This window comes from Pseudomonas sp. (assembly GCF_035554175.1).
Taxonomy (GTDB): domain Bacteria; phylum Pseudomonadota; class Gammaproteobacteria; order Pseudomonadales; family Pseudomonadaceae; genus Aquipseudomonas.
Genome location: NZ_DATMIV010000048.1, coordinates 118,146 through 133,319 on the forward strand (window position 1 = coordinate 118,146; position 15,174 = coordinate 133,319).

The following is a 15,174-nucleotide window of genomic DNA, read 5'->3' on the forward strand; positions in this document are numbered from 1 at the left end:
TGGCGGCGGCGCAGTACTTCGCTTGTGCAAGCATCTTGGCGCCAGTACCATTACCGCTCTCTTTTTCCGGCAGGAGCGGTTTCATGATTGCGGGCAGTATGGTGGCACTGGTCACTCCCATGGATGCACAAGGGCGTCTTGACTGGGACAGCCTCAGCAAACTCGTGGACTTCCACCTCAAGAACGGCACCCATGCCATCGTCGCCGTCGGTACCACCGGCGAGTCGGCCACCCTTGATGTAGAAGAGCACATTGCCGTCATCAAAGCCGTTGTCAAACAGGTCGCCGGGCGCATTCCCGTCATCGCCGGTACCGGCGCCAACTCGACCCGCGAAGCCGTCGAGCTGACCCGCAACGCCAAGGCTGCCGGCGCCGATGCCTGCCTGCTGGTGGTTCCTTATTACAACAAGCCGACGCAGGAAGGTCTGTACCAGCACTTCAAGCACATTGCTGAAGCGGTCGACATTCCGCAGATTCTCTACAACGTTCCCGGCCGCACCTCCTGCGACATGCAGGCCGAGACGGTGATTCGCCTGTCCAGCGTGCCGAACATCATCGGCATCAAGGAAGCCACCGGCGATCTGCAGCGAGCCAAAGCGATTATCGATGGCGTGAGCAAGGATTTCATCGTGCTGTCCGGCGATGATCCGACCGCTGTCGAGCTGATCCTGCTGGGTGGCAAAGGCAACATTTCGGTCACGGCCAACGTCGCTCCGCGCGAAATGGCCGACCTGTGCGAGGCCGCGCTCAAGGGCGACGCCGACACCGCACGGGCAATCAACGAAAAACTGATGCCGCTGCACAAAGACCTGTTCATCGAAGCCAACCCGATTCCGGTGAAGTGGGCTCTGGTCGAAATGGGCCTGATGCACGAAGGCATCCGCCTGCCACTGACGTGGCTGAGCACCCCTTGTCATGAAACGCTGCGTACGGCCCTGCGCCAGTGCAGCGTCCTGGTTTAATTGAGGAAGTACAACGCATGAAGCGAATGGCCGGACTTTCCGCACTTGCCTTGATTATCTCCAGCACCAGTGGCTGCGGATGGGTCTGGGGGCCGGAAGGTTATTTCCGCGACCGTGGAAGCGATTACCTGCAGGCGCAACAGACTGCGCCGATGCAATTGCCACCGGATGTGAACACCTCCAAACGTCTCGATCCACTGTTGCCGATCCCGCGCAATGTGGCTGACGACACCGCCACGGGCGAATACGTAGTTCCGCGTCCTCAGCCGTTGTCGACTGTAGCCGATGCCACTGATTACTCGCTGCAAAAGAGCGGTGATTCGCGTTGGGTCGTGGCCCAGCACCCACCGGCCGAAGTCTGGCCAGTGGCACTGCAGTTCTTCCAGGACAACGGTTTCCGTCTGGATGAACAGCGTCCGCAGACCGGTGAATTCACCACCACCTGGCAGCACTCCGACGAGCTGTCCGCTTCGATGGCCAAGCGCCTGAGTGCGGCCGGTATCGCCAGCGACAGCGAAACCCGCGTGCGCGTGCGCATCGAGCCTGGTGTGCAGCGCAACACCAGTGAAATCTACGTGGTCAGTGCCGAGCGTCCTGCCGGCAGCACTGCCGACGTGGCCTTCACCAACCGTTCGGTCAACACTGGCCTGGACGCTGCGCTGGTTGACGACATGCTCGCAAGCATGAGCCGTACGTCCGAGAAGGGCGGTTCGGTGTCGATGCTGGCGTCGCGTGATTTCGACGCGCCGAGCCGCGTCAGCCTCAGCGAGGACGGCAGTGGCAACCCGGTGTTGAACGTCGGTACCGATCTGGACCGCGCCTGGTCGAGCGTCGGCCGTGCGCTGGAGCAGGGCGAATGGCGCGTTGAAGACATCAACCGCAGCCTGGGCCTGTACTACATCAACCTGGCCGAAAAAGCCGAGAAGAAAGACGACAAGCCTGGCTTCTTCAGCGGTCTGTTCGGCAGTGCGCCGAGCAAGGAAGAAGTCGAAGCCCGAGCCGAACGTTATCAGGTTCGCCTGAGCAAGGTGGGCGAGAACATCCAGGTCACCGTCGAAAAGAACATCAACACCGTCGCGCCGGCCGATGTCGCGCGTAAAGTGTTGAGCGTGATTCAGGACAACCTGGGCTGACCCGATATGCGTTTTGCCGTTCTCGGCAGCGGTAGCCAAGGGAACGGCACGCTGGTCGCCAGTGCTGATACATACGTGCTGGTGGATTGTGGTTTTTCCCTGCGGGAGACCGAAAAGCGCCTGTTGCGCCTGGGTATTCATCCGGCGCAACTGAGCGCGATACTCGTGACCCACGAGCATGCCGACCACGTGCATGGCGTGGGTTTGCTGTCTCGGCGCTACAATCTGCCGGTCTACCTCAGTCGCGGCACACTGCGCGGGATGCGCAAACCGATTGAAGCAGCTGGCTTTCTGGCCGGCGGCGAGCAACTGCAGATCGGTGCACTGAACGTCGGGGTCATTGCCGTGGCCCATGACGCGCAGGAACCGACCCAGTACGTCTTCAGCGATCAGGAACAGCGGCGCTTCGGCCTGCTCACCGATCTGGGATCGTTCTGCGAGCGGGTGCTGGATGGTTACCGGGATCTCGATGCCTTGATGATCGAGTCCAACCACTGCCGCGACATGCTCGCCCGTGGTCACTACCCGTACTTTCTCAAGCAGCGGGTGGGCGGCGAACGCGGACATTTGAACAACCATCAGGCGGCATTCCTGGTGGCCGAGTTGGGCTGGCAGGGCTTGCAACACCTGGTCCTGGCCCATCTGAGCAGCAAGAACAACCTGCCGCAGCTGGCCCGGCAATGTTTTGTCGACACCCTCGGGTGCGACCCGGACTGGCTGCAACTGGCCGATCAAGATTCAGGGCTCGACTGGCGCCATATCGCCTAGCCCACCTACTTAGCAAGCGGAGCCCATCATGGAAAAACGTGAAGAACTCTACCGCGGCAAAGCCAAATCGGTTTACAAGACCGACGACGCTGACCGCTTGATCCTGCTGTTTCGCAACGACACCTCGGCGTTCGACGGCAAGCGCATCGAACAGCTTGATCGCAAAGGCATGGTGAACAACAAGTTCAACGCCTTCATCATGCAGAAACTCGAAGCGGCCGGCGTGCCGACCCAGTTCGACCGACTGCTGGGCGACAACGAATGCCTGGTGAAGAAACTCGACATGATCCCGGTCGAATGTGTCGTGCGTAACTACGCTGCCGGCAGCCTGGTCAAGCGTCTGGGTGTCGAGGAGGGGATGAAGCTCAACCCGTACACCTTCGAACTGTTCCTCAAGGACGACGCCAAGGGCGACCCGTTCATCAATGAATCCCACGTCGTGGCATTCGGCTGGGGCACCGCCGAGCAACTGGCGCGGATGAAAGAGCTGTCGCTCAAGGTCAACGAAGTCCTGAGCAAACTGTTTGACGACGCCGGCCTGCTGCTGGTCGACTTCAAGCTTGAATTCGGCGTATTCAGCGACGGCTCCATCGTCCTCGGCGACGAGTTCAGCCCGGACGGCTGCCGTCTGTGGGACAAGGACACCAAGAAGAAGATGGACAAGGACCGCTTCCGCCAGGGCCTCGGTGACGTCATCGAAGCCTACGAAGAAGTCGCCGCTCGTCTGGGCGTGCCGCTTTAATCGACGCAAGCATCTGATAGCACGGAAAAAATTTCGTTTGGGGGGTTCGCAACCCACGAAAGTGTTGTTATGATGCGCGCCGTTGGAGAGATGCCAGAGTGGCCGAATGGGACGGATTCGAAATCCGTTGTACCTTCACCGGTACCTAGGGTTCGAATCCCTATCTCTCCGCCATTATTGAACAAGACTAAGCCCCCGTAATCATTGATGATTACGGGGGCTTTTTCGTATGTGGGAAAATATTAAGGCAAGACGTCAATCTGCCGTTGCTCAATCTTGCTACAGGGAGACGAAGAAAGCGGCGCTAAGCAAGCAGTTCGGCGGGCGCGGCGATTAGTCCATCCATTCCTTAATCGAGGCCAGCCAGCGGCTGCTTTCGGCCAGTAGCTGCCTGTCGGAATCGGCTGAAGTAGCCACAAAGCGGTCATCTCCGCGTTCCAGTATTATTATGCCGCCCTTCGTACTGTTTATAGGTAGGTTGATCCATGGCCAGAAGCGTTAGGCTTCAAAAAAAACTGCATACACGGCATCTGATGGAGACAGCTGAAGAGGTGGTACTTGATGATAGCCTTGTTGGGAAGCTATGGGCGCTCAATCAAGGTGACAGATTTGAGTTGAATTCAGCTTCTCTCAGTTCTGCAGTTGTTCAAAAGTACCGCTTGGAATACGTGATAACGAGAGGTCCTGTTCCTGGGCACTGGCTGTACACAAAATTTGACCCAGAGGAACTTGTATTATTTTTTACGGCAAAAGACTTTGACGGCATTTGCCATGGTTGGACTCTGTTTGACGAGTGACAATCTCAGTTTTAGCTCTCCGAGAGGCAGCTCCGGGTCTATCGAGTCGTCCATGAATGAATGCTATTGGCCGAAAACGCCTCCAGTGCGCGACGGAGGGGGTTGAGGGATTCGTGGTCGGTTCGTAAGCTTGAGAACCTTCATTGATGACTACCCAAGATGGAAGCTAATTTGTCGCTGCAGATCGAGCGCACAGCCTATAACGAGTTCATCCGGCTGTGGAGCCAAGGAAGCTTCAAGCATCAGCGGTTGGGGCAAGCCTTCTATAATCACTTCAATCTACACAAACTCCACGATCAAGATTCATTGCGCAAAATCTACGAGGCTGAAGGTAAAAAAGCTTCGAGGTTAATTTTGCGCCTTTTTCATTTTCACTGACCGGCAGCTTTGGGGCGATGTCGGTGAGTCGTGACAGGCAGAAATCGGCCAAATGCAGCCCTTTGGAGGCTCAAGTCGCACCTACTTCGAAAGCTCGTTTGCGCCGTGGTCGATCTCACACAAAATCCGCTCGAGCTCAGGTCGCGACCACTTCTCCCAAGGAAATACATCCCGGTCATCACCGGTGTGCCAATACTCGCCTGCGTCAAATGCCTGATAGATAGAGAATGCCGGCTGGGGCATGTCCGCGTGCATGGACAAGTTGATGATATCGCTGATGACAGTATTCATCACCTCATCACAGTAATGAAAATCGCGGGTGCCTGTAATAAACAATCTTGCAACTGAGATCGCCAACTGATTCAAAAAATCGCGACTGTCGATCTGTAGGTGCTCACACATCACACTCAATTCCGTGTTTGGGGCCTTTTCAATGACCGTAAGTACGTAATCAAGGTTGTAATCACTTAGACCTTTGTTCATGGGGTAACAGCACTCGCCAATTCAGTTTTGCCATGGATTCAGGACAGGCTTGTCAGAAAGGCATATTGCCAGATGTGCTGCCGAAGGTCCGCTTAGGGTCGATAGCAGCCATTCGCGTACGACAGCTTTCGGCCAAAGCGGTCATTCGAAAAATATCGAAACGGCTCCGAGCAAAAACGCCTCATTTCCGCCGGAACAGTGGATCACTTCTAACGGATCAGGAGGTAATTTGCCGTTAATCAAAGTGAGCTCCTCCTTCCAAAATCTCAAACCCGTCATCAACGGGAGCATACCCAACAACTTTTCTGCTCTGATCAATAGAGAGACGCTTATATCGATTATCTGAGACCCCATGGATAACGTGAAAACCCTGCAGCTCGGCGTCAACGCAATTATTGAGAAGTGCGACAACATCTCTAAAACTGATGAAGGCAGCGACGTCTCTGGGACTGTGGGTTTCCCCTTGTTGAAATTTGGCTACGTTGGCAATACGGACTGCGATGGTCGTCATCTGTCCATCGTTTGCATACATCGAAACCAAGGCTTCTCCAAACGCCTTGCTGACTCCGTAGAGATTGCCTGGTTTGGGTGCCATGCATTCCTGTATCTGAACATCCGTTGGATATCCTTCGATCACTTGGGCGCTGCTCGCAAATATGAAGCGCTTGCAGCCTTTTGCCTTTGCGGCGGAAAGCATGTTGTAAGTGCCCACGATGTTCACTGGAAGCAGTGAGGCCATGAAATCCGCGTCTGGGTTAGGGTCAGCAGCAAGATGGATGACGGTATGTATACCCTCGCAAGCTCGAAGGCAACTGGCTTGATCCCTGACGTCGAGAGCGAAACGCTGCGCCGAGTCCGGAAGTTGTGTTACGTCTAAATCGGCTAAACGCAAATCGGATTTATCGTCGCGCTCTTCCCAAAAAGCCTTGCCGATCTTTCCGGCTGCGCCTGTGACGAGGATTTTTCCTGAGCTCATTTCGGCATGTCCTTATGGTAAGCGTCGCGCTAGCCTCCCAGCCTTGTGGTTGGTTTACAACCTCCGATAAGAGAAATCGGGAATTCAGAGAGCGCTGTAGCTGCCCAAATGCTTTCGTGTTGACCTGGCCACTATTGGCCGAAAGCTGCAGTGCCTGATTAGAGCAAAGTCAGACTATATGTAAGGCCGCTTGGGCCCGCTGGACGCCAACGGCAAAGGGCGAAAGCGCCTTTTTTGGTGGGCTAAAGCGGCGTGCAAAGACTCCATAAGGCGGTCGATCCCTATCCCACCGCCATTATTGAACAAGACTAAGCCCCCGTAATCATTGATGATTACGGGGGCTTTTTCGTTTCTGGCGTTTTGTTCTTAAGGCATTTCGGGTACAACCTGCCGACTGCATAAAGGGATCAGCTCAATGAGTGAAGTTCAGCCGTTGGTGGGTCATGACGACGTGAAGCCGCAAGCCGTCAGTTTGCGCGAGGCGTTCTGGTTCTGGTTGAAGCTGGGCTTTATCAGCTTCGGCGGGCCGGCCGGGCAGATTTCGATCATGCATCAGGAACTGGTCGAGCGGCGCCGCTGGATTTCCGAGCGGCGTTTTCTGCATGCGCTGAACTACTGCATGCTGCTGCCCGGGCCTGAGGCGCAGCAGTTGGCGACCTATATTGGCTGGCTGATGCACCGGAGCTGGGGTGGGGTGGTCGCTGGTGCGTTGTTTGTGCTGCCTTCGCTGTTCATTCTGATTTTCCTGTCGTGGCTGTACATCGCCTTCGGTGAAGTGCCAGTGGTCGCCGGGCTGTTTTACGGGATCAAACCTGCTGTGACGGCGATCGTCGTGCAGGCGGCCCATCGCATCGGCTCGCGGGCGTTGAAGAACAATTGGCTGTGGGCGATTGCTGCAGCGTCGTTTACCGCGATTTTTGCATTCAATGTGCCGTTTCCACTGATCGTGTTGGGTGCGGCGGTGATTGGCTATTTCGGTGGACGCCTGGCGCCTGAGAAATTCAGGGCTGGCGGGCATAGCGCAGCGAAAAGGTCTTTCGGCCCGGCGTTGATCGACGACGACACGCCATCACCGGCGCATGCCCGCTTCAGCTGGATGAAACTGGCCATGCTCGCGGTCATCGGCGCCGCGCTGTGGGCATTGCCGATGGGTTTGTTGACTGCGCTGTTTGGCTGGCAGGGCACGCTGACCCAGATGAGCTGGTTCTTCACCAAGGCAGCGCTGCTCACTTTCGGCGGCGCCTACGCGGTGTTGCCCTATGTCTACCAAGGCGCGGTCGGTCACTACGGCTGGCTCACGCCGACGCAGATGATCGACGGGCTGGCGCTGGGCGAAACCACGCCCGGGCCGTTGATCATGGTGGTGGCGTTTGTCGGTTTTGTCGGGGCTTACGTCTCGCAAGTGTTCGGCGCCGATCAGATGTTTCTCGCCGGAGCGGTCGCCGCCGCGCTGGTGACATGGTTCACCTTTCTGCCTTCGTTTCTGTTCATTCTCGCTGGCGGCCCGCTGGTGGAGTCGACGCATGATGAACTCAAGTTCACCGCGCCGCTGACCGCCATCACCGCCGCCGTGGTCGGCGTAATTCTCAACCTGGCGTGTTTTTTCGGTTATCACGTGCTCTGGCCGCAGGGTTTTGCGGGTGAGCTTGACTGGCCCTCGGCGGTGATTGCCATTGCGGCAGCCATTGCGCTGTTCCGCTTCAAGCGCGGAGTGATCCAGGTATTGTCCGGATGTGCCCTGATCGGGTTGATGGTGCATTTGCTGCGTTAACGGACACACCTGCATCGAGTATGCGTACACGGCGATTCGTCCGCCGACAACGTTGTTTGAAAAGTCACATGCACTAAAGCGCCTTTGGTGTGGAGGCAGTTCGAACCATTTGTCCTGTTGCTTGAAAATTTTTGAAATTTGCACGACGACAATGCTTCACAAGAGGGTAGGCAGGCTTTTAACCCAGACTTGCCACGCTTATCCGACTGAGGAGATTTGTCATGTTCTTACATAACAAGCGACTTCAATACACCGTTCGTGTCGCCGAGCCCAATCCTGGCCTGGCCAATCTGTTGCTCGAGCAATTTGGCGGCGCACAAGGTGAACTGGCGGCGGCCTCGCGCTATTTCACCCAGGCTCTGGCCGAAGAGGACCCGGGACGCAAAGACCTGCTGATGGACATTGCCACTGAAGAGCTCAGTCACCTTGAGATCATTGGCTCGATCATCGTCATGCTCAACAAGGGCGCAAAAGGTCGGATGGCCGAAGGTGTCGAGCAGGAGGGCGAGTTGTATCGCTCGATCAATGGCGCCGGTAATGACTCGCATATCACCAGCCTGCTGTACGGCGCCGGTTCGCCGCTGACCAACTCGGCCGGTGTGCCATGGACGGCGGCGTACGTCGATACCATCGGCGAGCCCACCGCCGACATGCGTTCCAACATCGCTGCCGAAGCGCGGGCCAAGATCGTCTATGAGCGCTTGATGAACGTGACCGACGATCCCGGGGTGAAAGAGGCGCTGGGCTTTCTGATGACCCGCGAGATCGCGCACCAGTTGTCCTTCGAAAAAGCCCTGCACTCGATTCAGCCGAACTTCCCGCAAGGCAAATTGCCCGGCATGCCTGAGTTCACCAACGTTTACTTCAACATGTCCCAGGGCACCGAGAGCATGCGCGGCCCGTGGAATCAGGGCGACGATTGGGAGTTCGTCGAAGATCCGACCCCAGCCGTCGACGGCGGCGATGGTCTGGCCACTGTGCAGCTGGACAGCGCCGACGAAGCGCTGCTGGAAAACATGAAAATGCGCACCATGTCCGACCCCAACAGCGAGCCGGTCACCGGTGCGGATCTGGGCGCCGGCGCACAGACCACCCCAGGGCTGTGATGCAGGAGCGGGCGCGCCGGTCATTCGGCGGCGCGACCCGGTTGATCACTGTGAAATCATCAAGAAGAGGATTCGACAATGGCTACTCCACAGGAAAACCTGCTCGACTGGCTCCGTGACGCTCATGCCATGGAGCAACAGGCCGAGCAGATGCTCAAGGCGCAGTCCAAGCGTCTGGAGCATTACCCAGAACTCAAGGCGCGCATCGATCAGCACATCGAAGAAACGCTCGGTCAGCAGAAGCTGATAGACGAATGCCTGCAACGCTTGGGCGGAGACTCGTCGACCCTCAAGGATCTGGGCGGCAAGTTGATGGCGTTCGGTCAGGCTGTCGGCGGATCCCTGATGAGCGATGAAGTGATCAAGGGCGCCATGGCTGGCTACGTTTTCGAGAACATGGAAATCGCCAGCTATACCGTACTGATCGCAGCGGCGAAAACGGCGGGTGATACGCAGACACAGAAAGCCTGCGAAAAGATTCTGCCGCAGGAAGTCGCCATGGCTGACTGGCTGCTCAAGCACTTGCCGCAGTTGACCGAAGCGTTTCTCGAACGCTCCGCGGATCCGGACAAGGAAGCCAAGAAGTAACGCTGCTCACCGACGTCCGTCCGGCAGCAGGGCGGACGCGGTACCGCATTACGGTGCTACCTCCTGCGGTTTGCGCTCGATCGTCACAGGCTGCAAATGACCGGAGCGGTCGAGATGGTAACGCTGCAGATCCCGCGCCAGAATCAATTGGCCGTGAAAGAGCGCTGCCGCCTCGCTGCGCACATCTTCAATCGACGGGCTGAGTGCCGGGTTGGCCTGGTAGCGCGCGCTGAAATGGGTCAGCACGAGATTGCGCACGCCAGCAGATTCTGCAAGACCGGCCACCGCAGCGGCGCTGCTGTGGCCATAACTGGCGCGTGTGCGGTCGATGGCCGCTTGCACGAATGTCGCTTCGTGCACGAGTACATCCGCCTCATGCGCGACTTCAGCCAGCAATGCCGGCTGGTCGTTATCGCCGCAGACAATGATGCGTCGATCAGGTCGTGAGCCGAGCAAGTAATCCTCTGCGGGGAGTAACCTTCCGTTGTGCTGCACGTCCTGACCATGGGCCAACTGACCCCAGAGCGGGCCACGCTCGATGCGCTCGGCTTCCAGGCGTTGTATGTCCAGACGCGGCTGCGGGTCGGATTCGGTGAACACATAACCGTGACACGGCACCCGGTGTGACAGCTCGACGGTTTCTACCCGAACGTTGAAGTTGCGCCAGTCGGTGAGCGTCTCCACGGCGTGCAGATTGATCTCGAAAGGCAGATGCGACTGGGTCACCGACAGGCTCAGTTGCAGCCATGAATGCAGCGCTGTCGGCAGGATGATATCCAGCGGTCGGGTGCGTCCGGACATCCCGGTGCTTGCCAGCAATCCTGGCAGGCCGAGGCAGTGATCAGCGTGGACGTGGGTGATGAAGATCGCACGCAACTCGCTCAGCGACAGCGGAGTACGTAGCACCTGATGCTGGGTGCCTTCACCACAATCGATCAGATACCAGCCTTTGCCGGCAGACCCGATCAAAGCCGTGGCACTGACATTGCGCTGGCGGGTCGGCACGCCGGCAGACGTGCCAAGAAACAACAAATCCACGAGGGTTCTCCATTGCAGGTTGATTCAGGCGCACTTTGGGCATGCCGTTTCACTTGCGACCACGAACGCGCCCGACGGTGCCCGGCAATGGCGTAGCGGTAGGGCGATAGATGTATGTCGCCATCGTGAATCAGCGTGCAGCGGCGCCCCTCTCCCATCGGGAAAGGGGACTGAACCTGCTCCCGCTCAGATTTCCTTGACCGGCGTCTCACCCTGTACGGCTTTGATCAGGTTGATCACGTGCAGACAATCCGCCTTGTTCACATACGATTCGCCACTGGCGACGGTTTCGTGGTTGCGCGCGCGCAGACGCCAGCGCCATTGGCCTTTGCCGGTGCTCGGGGTGCCTCGGGTTTGTCGGTAGATTTCGAAATACATACGGTTCGCTCCCTGCGATAAATGTGCACGCCAGCCTGTGTGGCGCATCGACGCAAGCCTAGCGCAGAGGTTTTTTTTGGCTATCGAGGATTTGTTTCCAATCGTTCGCGAATGTTTCCGCGAGAGCAGTCGCGCAAACGTTTATGGACGCCGCGTCCGACGGCTTTCTACACTGCCGCTATTCCGGGGAGCAGGGGGCAAAGGATGAACCGCAATGAACTACGCAAGGCCGACATCAACCTGATGGTGGTGTTCGAGACGCTGATGCTCGAACGCAACGTGACCCGGGCAGCGGAGAAGCTGTTTCTCGGCCAGCCGACCATCAGCTCGGCGCTCAACCGTTTGCGCACAATGCTCAACGATCCGCTGTTCATCCGCGTCGGCCATCGCATGGAGCCGACGGCACGCGCCGAGGATATTTTTCGCCATCTCAAACCGGCACTGGATTCGCTGTCGGTGGCGCTGAGCCTGACCCGCGACTTCGACCCGGCCACGAGCACCATGACCTTCCGCATCGGCCTGTCCGATGACGTTGAATTCGGCCTGCTGCCGCCGCTGTTGCGCGCGCTGCGTCAGGAAGCACCGAACGTGGTGTTCGTCGTGCAGCATGTCGATTACTGGCGTATTCCCGACCTGTTGGCTGCCGGCGATATCACTGTCGGTATCAGCCAGACGCGTGGCTTGCCGGCCAATGCCAAACGCAAGCTGTTGCGGCACATCCAGCCAAGCATACTGCGCGCCGATGCCAGCGATACGCTCCTGACCCTGGATGAGTATTGCGCTCGCCCGCATGTGCTGGTGTCGCACACGGCCAATGTCAGCGGCTTCGCCGATGAGTGGCTGGCGGAACTGGGCCGCACCCGCCAGGTGGTGTTGTCGGTACCGCAGTACAGCGCGCTGCCTGCACTGCTGGCGGGTACCGACCTGATTGCCAGCCTGCCGGATTACGCCGCAGCGGCGATGGCTGCCTCCGGGTTGCTGTTCAAGGAGCCGTTTCCGTTCAAAACGCCGACCCTGGACCTGTCGATGGTCTGGCTCAGCCACGTCGACAGCGACCCGGCCGAGCGCTGGCTGCGCTCGCGGCTGGAAGCGTTCATGAGCGAACGGCCAACGGAGCACCACGATCCCTTGTAGAAGCAGCGGCACGCCGCGATCTTCTGATTTTGATCTTCAAATGCCGGATCAAAAGATCGCAGCCTCGTTTCACTCGACAGCTCCTACCGAAAGTCCGTTCAGCCGACTGTGGTATACGTACGCCCCCGCACCCCCCGACTGGAGATCCGCCATGCCACACCTGCACATGGAATACACCGCCAACCTGACGCAGTTGAATGCCGACATCGCCCTGATCCGGCTCAACAACATCCTGGTCGGTTCCGGTCAGTTCGGCGCGGAATTCGATATCAAGAGCCGTGCGATCAAAGTCGAGACCTTCAAGGTCGGCACGGCCCTGGGCGAGCGCGCGTTCGTTCATGTGAAGCTGGCTTTGCTCAGCGGGCGCTCGGCGGAGGTCAAGAAACAGCTGTCGCAAAACCTGCTGGCAGTATTGCAGGAGCTCTGCGAATGGCCGGCCGGGCTTGAAGTGCAACTGTGCGTGGAATTGCTCGACATCGATCGCGAGTCCTACAGCAAAGTAGCGATTGGCGTCTGAGTTTCAGGCGTTCTCCAGCTCACTGCACACCTGAATCACCTGCTCGCGCAGCCAGACGTTGGCGCTATCCTGATCGGCCTTCTGGCTCCACTGCATGTCGAGAGTAAAGCCGGGCAAACCGTTGGGCGCCTCGCAGTGTTTGAACACCGCATCATTGGTCAACAGACGCTGGATGCGCCGGGGCAGTGTAAGAATGAAGTCGGTGCCGGTGATCATTTTCAATGCGGCGCTGTAGCTGTTCGATCGCGCAACGATCTGACGTTTCTGCGCCTGTCGCGCCAGCCAGCCATCGACCATGTTCGTGCTCGAAGTCCACGGCGTCGGAAACACATGCCGACGCTCTGTAAACGCTTGCAGACTCAGACGCGGTTCCAGTGGCGTGGCGCGTTTGTCGAAGACGCAGACCAGGTCGTCCTCCAGTAACATCCGCGACTTCAGGTCTGCGTGCTGGCGGTGAAAGTGTGGGCCGAAACTGATCACCAGATCGAGGCTGCCGTCGCGCAATTCATCGGCGGGTACGTCGGTTTCGAACTTGTGCATGTTTACCGCTACGGGCAAGTCGTCGAAATCGAAGCGCTTCAACAGACGCGGCAGGATCAATTGCTCGAAATATTCCGGGGCGCAAATGTTGAAGGTGACCGCTTGCAGGCTCGGGTCGAAGGCCGGGGCGCCGGCGTGGCAGAGGTTGATGCTTTCAAGGATCTTCTGCACATGGCCGTACATGCTGCAGGCCTTGTACGTCGGGCGCATGCCGGTGCGCGTGTTGATGAACAGCTCGTCTTCGAAACTGGTGCGCAGTTTCTTCAGGCAGTAACTGACTGTGGACTGGCTGACGAACAATGTTTCCGAAACATCGGTGACGCTGCTCTGCTCATACACTGCGACGAATACCATCAGATCCTGCATGTCGAGCTTGCGAAGCAAATTACTGTTCAGCATGAGTTCCGTCTCGCTGTGCCCCTGCGCCGAATTCGCGCAAACGTGTGCGTACGATCCTAACGGAACGATGGTGCCAGGAGAAACCCTCGTAGGACGTTTCACGGACACATGTGGGACAGAAACTTTTAGCAACACGACGTTGCCAATCTCGTAAGCAAAAGATGGCCAGAGGCCTCTAGCCCGGGCAGGGCAAGTGACGCGTGTAGTCGCGAGGGCTGAAGTGCACGACTATCAGCAGCATGGTCACCATCGCTGCAGTAAGCGCCCACCACGCGCCTTCAAAACTGCCAAGTCGATCGCGAATCATCCCTGCCAACAGCGGTGAGAGACTTGCGATCAGATAACCGATCCCCTGCACAAATGCAGCCAGGCCACCGGCGCGCTGCGGGTCGTCGCAGTGATCGAGTGCGACGATCAGGCTCATCGGAAACAGACCGCCAATCCCCAGCCCCAACAGACACGGCCAAAGCAGTGCCAGATACGCCGGGGCGAGAATCAGCCCGCAGAAACCAGCGATGATCAGTAACAGCAGAGCCGCCAATATTGCGCGTCGATCACGGCAGCGATTGGCGATGGCCGGCGCTGCCAGGCCGGAAATAACCTCCATCGCTGTAAGAAAACCTAACAGCAGCCCGGCGTTTTGTTCGCTCCAGCCTTTTTCCACATACCAGGGCGCGAGCCAGGCGAGGACGCAGGTGTAGGACGCTGTGCCGAGGCCAAAGAAAGTCGCCAGCAACCAGGCGCGACGGCGCATGATGAAAGACTCTCTCTTGGTCTCAGTTGAGGTGGCTTGCGCAGGCTGTAAACACCAGACCAGCCATGCGAGCAGCGCCAGGCCCGCCCACATCGCCAGCCCCACGCGCCAGCTGCCGGCTTGGACCATCACCCGGGGCGCCAACGACGCGGTAATGGCGGCGCCGCCCATGATCGACGTTACGTAGACGCCCATGCACAAAGCCACCTTGTCGGAAAAGCGCGACTTGATCAGCGCGGGCATCAATGCCTGAATCATGGCGATGCCGATGCCGGCCACTACAGCGCTGAGGATCAGCTCGAGGGCCGAGTCGATAAACAACCGTGACAGCGTCGCCACTCCGATGATCAGCAACGACAGCAGAACCGTGCGCTGTTCGCCCAGGCGTTGGCTGATGCTGAGGCCGAAAAACATCGCCAACCCCATGGCCATGACCGGCAACATCGTCAGCAGGGACGCAGCGCTGAAGCTCAACGGGATGTCGCCACGGATCGCTGACAGCAACGGTCCCACGGCGGCCATTGATGGGCGCAGATTAAGGGCGGCAAGGATGATCGCGAGTATTAACCAAGCGGTGGGGCGGGGGTGATTCATCAACAGGCCTTCAATTGCGGAGGCTGATGATTAGGCGTCGCGTCGCGCGCATCGGCAAATCAGAAAATCACGGGCCAAATCTAAAAACTCGATTACACCCCCTCTCCCCATGTGGG

General features: G+C 58.2%; 17 protein-coding genes and 1 tRNA gene. 12 read left to right on the top strand and 6 right to left on the bottom strand.

Annotated elements, in window-relative coordinates; genetic code table 11:
- Window positions 1-83 precede the first annotated feature (83 nt).
- From dapA to VNV36_RS21245, 7 genes are all read left to right on the top strand, one after another.
- Entirely contained in the window at window positions 84-962 is an 879-nt protein-coding gene (gene dapA, locus VNV36_RS21215; protein ID WP_325720210.1) for a 4-hydroxy-tetrahydrodipicolinate synthase, read from the top strand.
- Window positions 963-979: 17 nt separating this feature from the next.
- Entirely contained in the window at window positions 980-2,095 is a 1,116-nt protein-coding gene (gene bamC, locus VNV36_RS21220; RefSeq protein ID WP_325720212.1) for an NlpB/DapX family lipoprotein, read from the top strand.
- A 6-nt stretch (window positions 2,096-2,101) separates the two neighbouring features.
- Entirely contained in the window at window positions 2,102-2,863 is a 762-nt protein-coding gene (locus VNV36_RS21225; protein WP_325720214.1) for an MBL fold metallo-hydrolase, read from the top strand.
- Between the two features lie 28 nt (window positions 2,864-2,891).
- Complete coding sequence (gene purC / locus VNV36_RS21230) at window positions 2,892-3,605, top strand: phosphoribosylaminoimidazolesuccinocarboxamide synthase (protein WP_325720216.1); 714 nt, start codon at window positions 2,892-2,894, stop codon at window positions 3,603-3,605.
- A gap of 84 nt (window positions 3,606-3,689) precedes the next feature.
- A tRNA-Ser gene (locus VNV36_RS21235) sits at window positions 3,690-3,779 on the top strand.
- Window positions 3,780-4,090: 311 nt separating this feature from the next.
- Window positions 4,091-4,402, top strand: coding sequence for a hypothetical protein (locus VNV36_RS21240; protein ID WP_128591920.1), 312 nt, complete (start codon window positions 4,091-4,093; stop codon window positions 4,400-4,402).
- A 159-nt stretch (window positions 4,403-4,561) separates the two neighbouring features.
- Window positions 4,562-4,780, top strand: coding sequence for a hypothetical protein (locus tag VNV36_RS21245; RefSeq protein WP_325720219.1), 219 nt, complete (start codon window positions 4,562-4,564; stop codon window positions 4,778-4,780).
- 81 nt (window positions 4,781-4,861) lie between these two features.
- Here the strand turns inward: VNV36_RS21245 and VNV36_RS21250 are convergent, their stop codons facing one another.
- Entirely contained in the window at window positions 4,862-5,263 is a 402-nt protein-coding gene (locus tag VNV36_RS21250) for a hypothetical protein (RefSeq protein WP_325720221.1), read from the bottom strand.
- A gap of 235 nt (window positions 5,264-5,498) precedes the next feature.
- Entirely contained in the window at window positions 5,499-6,239 is a 741-nt protein-coding gene (locus tag VNV36_RS21255) for an NAD-dependent epimerase/dehydratase family protein (protein ID WP_325720223.1), read from the bottom strand.
- Window positions 6,240-6,654: 415 nt separating this feature from the next.
- On the opposite strand from VNV36_RS21255, the gene chrA reads away from it, so the two are divergent.
- The 3 genes from chrA to VNV36_RS21270 all read left to right on the top strand — a co-directional run bounded on the left by chrA (window position 6,655) and on the right by VNV36_RS21270 (window position 9,704).
- Window positions 6,655-8,010, top strand: a complete 1,356-nt coding sequence (chrA, locus tag VNV36_RS21260; RefSeq protein ID WP_325720225.1) for a chromate efflux transporter — start codon at window positions 6,655-6,657, stop codon at window positions 8,008-8,010.
- Window positions 8,011-8,231: 221 nt separating this feature from the next.
- Complete coding sequence (locus tag VNV36_RS21265; RefSeq protein WP_325720227.1) at window positions 8,232-9,116, top strand: manganese catalase family protein; 885 nt, start codon at window positions 8,232-8,234, stop codon at window positions 9,114-9,116.
- A gap of 78 nt (window positions 9,117-9,194) precedes the next feature.
- Entirely contained in the window at window positions 9,195-9,704 is a 510-nt protein-coding gene (locus VNV36_RS21270) for a ferritin-like domain-containing protein (protein ID WP_325720229.1), read from the top strand.
- A gap of 48 nt (window positions 9,705-9,752) precedes the next feature.
- Here VNV36_RS21270 and VNV36_RS21275 read toward each other — a convergent pair whose 3' ends face one another.
- Together VNV36_RS21275 and VNV36_RS21280 are read right to left on the bottom strand one after the other, a co-directional pair.
- On the bottom strand, window positions 9,753-10,742 hold the full coding sequence (locus tag VNV36_RS21275; RefSeq protein ID WP_325720230.1) for a ribonuclease Z: 990 nt from the start codon (window positions 10,740-10,742) through the stop codon (window positions 9,753-9,755).
- Between the two features lie 186 nt (window positions 10,743-10,928).
- Window positions 10,929-11,120, bottom strand: a complete 192-nt coding sequence (locus VNV36_RS21280; protein WP_253500124.1) for a YegP family protein — start codon at window positions 11,118-11,120, stop codon at window positions 10,929-10,931.
- Window positions 11,121-11,324: 204 nt separating this feature from the next.
- On the opposite strand from VNV36_RS21280, the gene VNV36_RS21285 reads away from it, so the two are divergent.
- Both VNV36_RS21285 and VNV36_RS21290 read left to right on the top strand, forming a co-directional pair.
- Window positions 11,325-12,254 carry a LysR substrate-binding domain-containing protein gene (locus VNV36_RS21285; RefSeq protein WP_325720232.1) on the top strand — a complete coding sequence of 310 codons (930 nt, stop codon included), beginning with the start codon at window positions 11,325-11,327 and terminating at the stop codon, window positions 12,252-12,254.
- A gap of 151 nt (window positions 12,255-12,405) precedes the next feature.
- A complete protein-coding gene (locus tag VNV36_RS21290) occupies window positions 12,406-12,771 on the top strand; it encodes a 5-carboxymethyl-2-hydroxymuconate Delta-isomerase (RefSeq protein WP_325720234.1) in 366 nt (121 codons plus the stop codon).
- Between the two features lie 3 nt (window positions 12,772-12,774).
- On the opposite strand, the gene VNV36_RS21295 is transcribed toward VNV36_RS21290, so the two are convergent.
- Together VNV36_RS21295 and VNV36_RS21300 are read right to left on the bottom strand one after the other, a co-directional pair.
- A complete protein-coding gene (locus tag VNV36_RS21295) occupies window positions 12,775-13,710 on the bottom strand; it encodes a LysR family transcriptional regulator (RefSeq protein WP_325720236.1) in 936 nt (311 codons plus the stop codon).
- A 175-nt stretch (window positions 13,711-13,885) separates the two neighbouring features.
- The gene (locus tag VNV36_RS21300) at window positions 13,886-15,058 is read right to left on the bottom strand and encodes a cyanate transporter (protein WP_325720238.1); all 1,173 of its coding nucleotides are present in this window, start codon (window positions 15,056-15,058) and stop codon (window positions 13,886-13,888) included.
- Window positions 15,059-15,174 lie beyond the last annotated feature (116 nt).

Bases quoted from the DNA above. Each gene is read 5' to 3' on its own strand.
- dapA (WP_325720210.1), top strand. From the start codon at position 84: ATGATTGCGGGCAGTATGGTGGCACTGGTCACTCCCATGGATGCACAA.
- bamC (WP_325720212.1), top strand. From the start codon at position 980: ATGAAGCGAATGGCCGGACTTTCCGCACTTGCCTTGATTATCTCCAGC.
- VNV36_RS21225 (WP_325720214.1), top strand. From the start codon at position 2,102: ATGCGTTTTGCCGTTCTCGGCAGCGGTAGCCAAGGGAACGGCACGCTG.
- purC (WP_325720216.1), top strand. From the start codon at position 2,892: ATGGAAAAACGTGAAGAACTCTACCGCGGCAAAGCCAAATCGGTTTAC.
- VNV36_RS21240 (WP_128591920.1), top strand. From the start codon at position 4,091: ATGGCCAGAAGCGTTAGGCTTCAAAAAAAACTGCATACACGGCATCTG.
- VNV36_RS21245 (WP_325720219.1), top strand. From the start codon at position 4,562: ATGGAAGCTAATTTGTCGCTGCAGATCGAGCGCACAGCCTATAACGAG.
- VNV36_RS21250 (WP_325720221.1), bottom strand. From the start codon at position 5,263: ATGAACAAAGGTCTAAGTGATTACAACCTTGATTACGTACTTACGGTC.
- VNV36_RS21255 (WP_325720223.1), bottom strand. From the start codon at position 6,239: ATGAGCTCAGGAAAAATCCTCGTCACAGGCGCAGCCGGAAAGATCGGC.
- chrA (WP_325720225.1), top strand. From the start codon at position 6,655: ATGAGTGAAGTTCAGCCGTTGGTGGGTCATGACGACGTGAAGCCGCAA.
- VNV36_RS21265 (WP_325720227.1), top strand. From the start codon at position 8,232: ATGTTCTTACATAACAAGCGACTTCAATACACCGTTCGTGTCGCCGAG.
- VNV36_RS21270 (WP_325720229.1), top strand. From the start codon at position 9,195: ATGGCTACTCCACAGGAAAACCTGCTCGACTGGCTCCGTGACGCTCAT.
- VNV36_RS21280 (WP_253500124.1), bottom strand. From the start codon at position 11,120: ATGTATTTCGAAATCTACCGACAAACCCGAGGCACCCCGAGCACCGGC.
- VNV36_RS21285 (WP_325720232.1), top strand. From the start codon at position 11,325: ATGAACCGCAATGAACTACGCAAGGCCGACATCAACCTGATGGTGGTG.
- VNV36_RS21290 (WP_325720234.1), top strand. From the start codon at position 12,406: ATGCCACACCTGCACATGGAATACACCGCCAACCTGACGCAGTTGAAT.
- VNV36_RS21295 (WP_325720236.1), bottom strand. From the start codon at position 13,710: ATGCTGAACAGTAATTTGCTTCGCAAGCTCGACATGCAGGATCTGATG.
- VNV36_RS21300 (WP_325720238.1), bottom strand. From the start codon at position 15,058: ATGAATCACCCCCGCCCCACCGCTTGGTTAATACTCGCGATCATCCTT.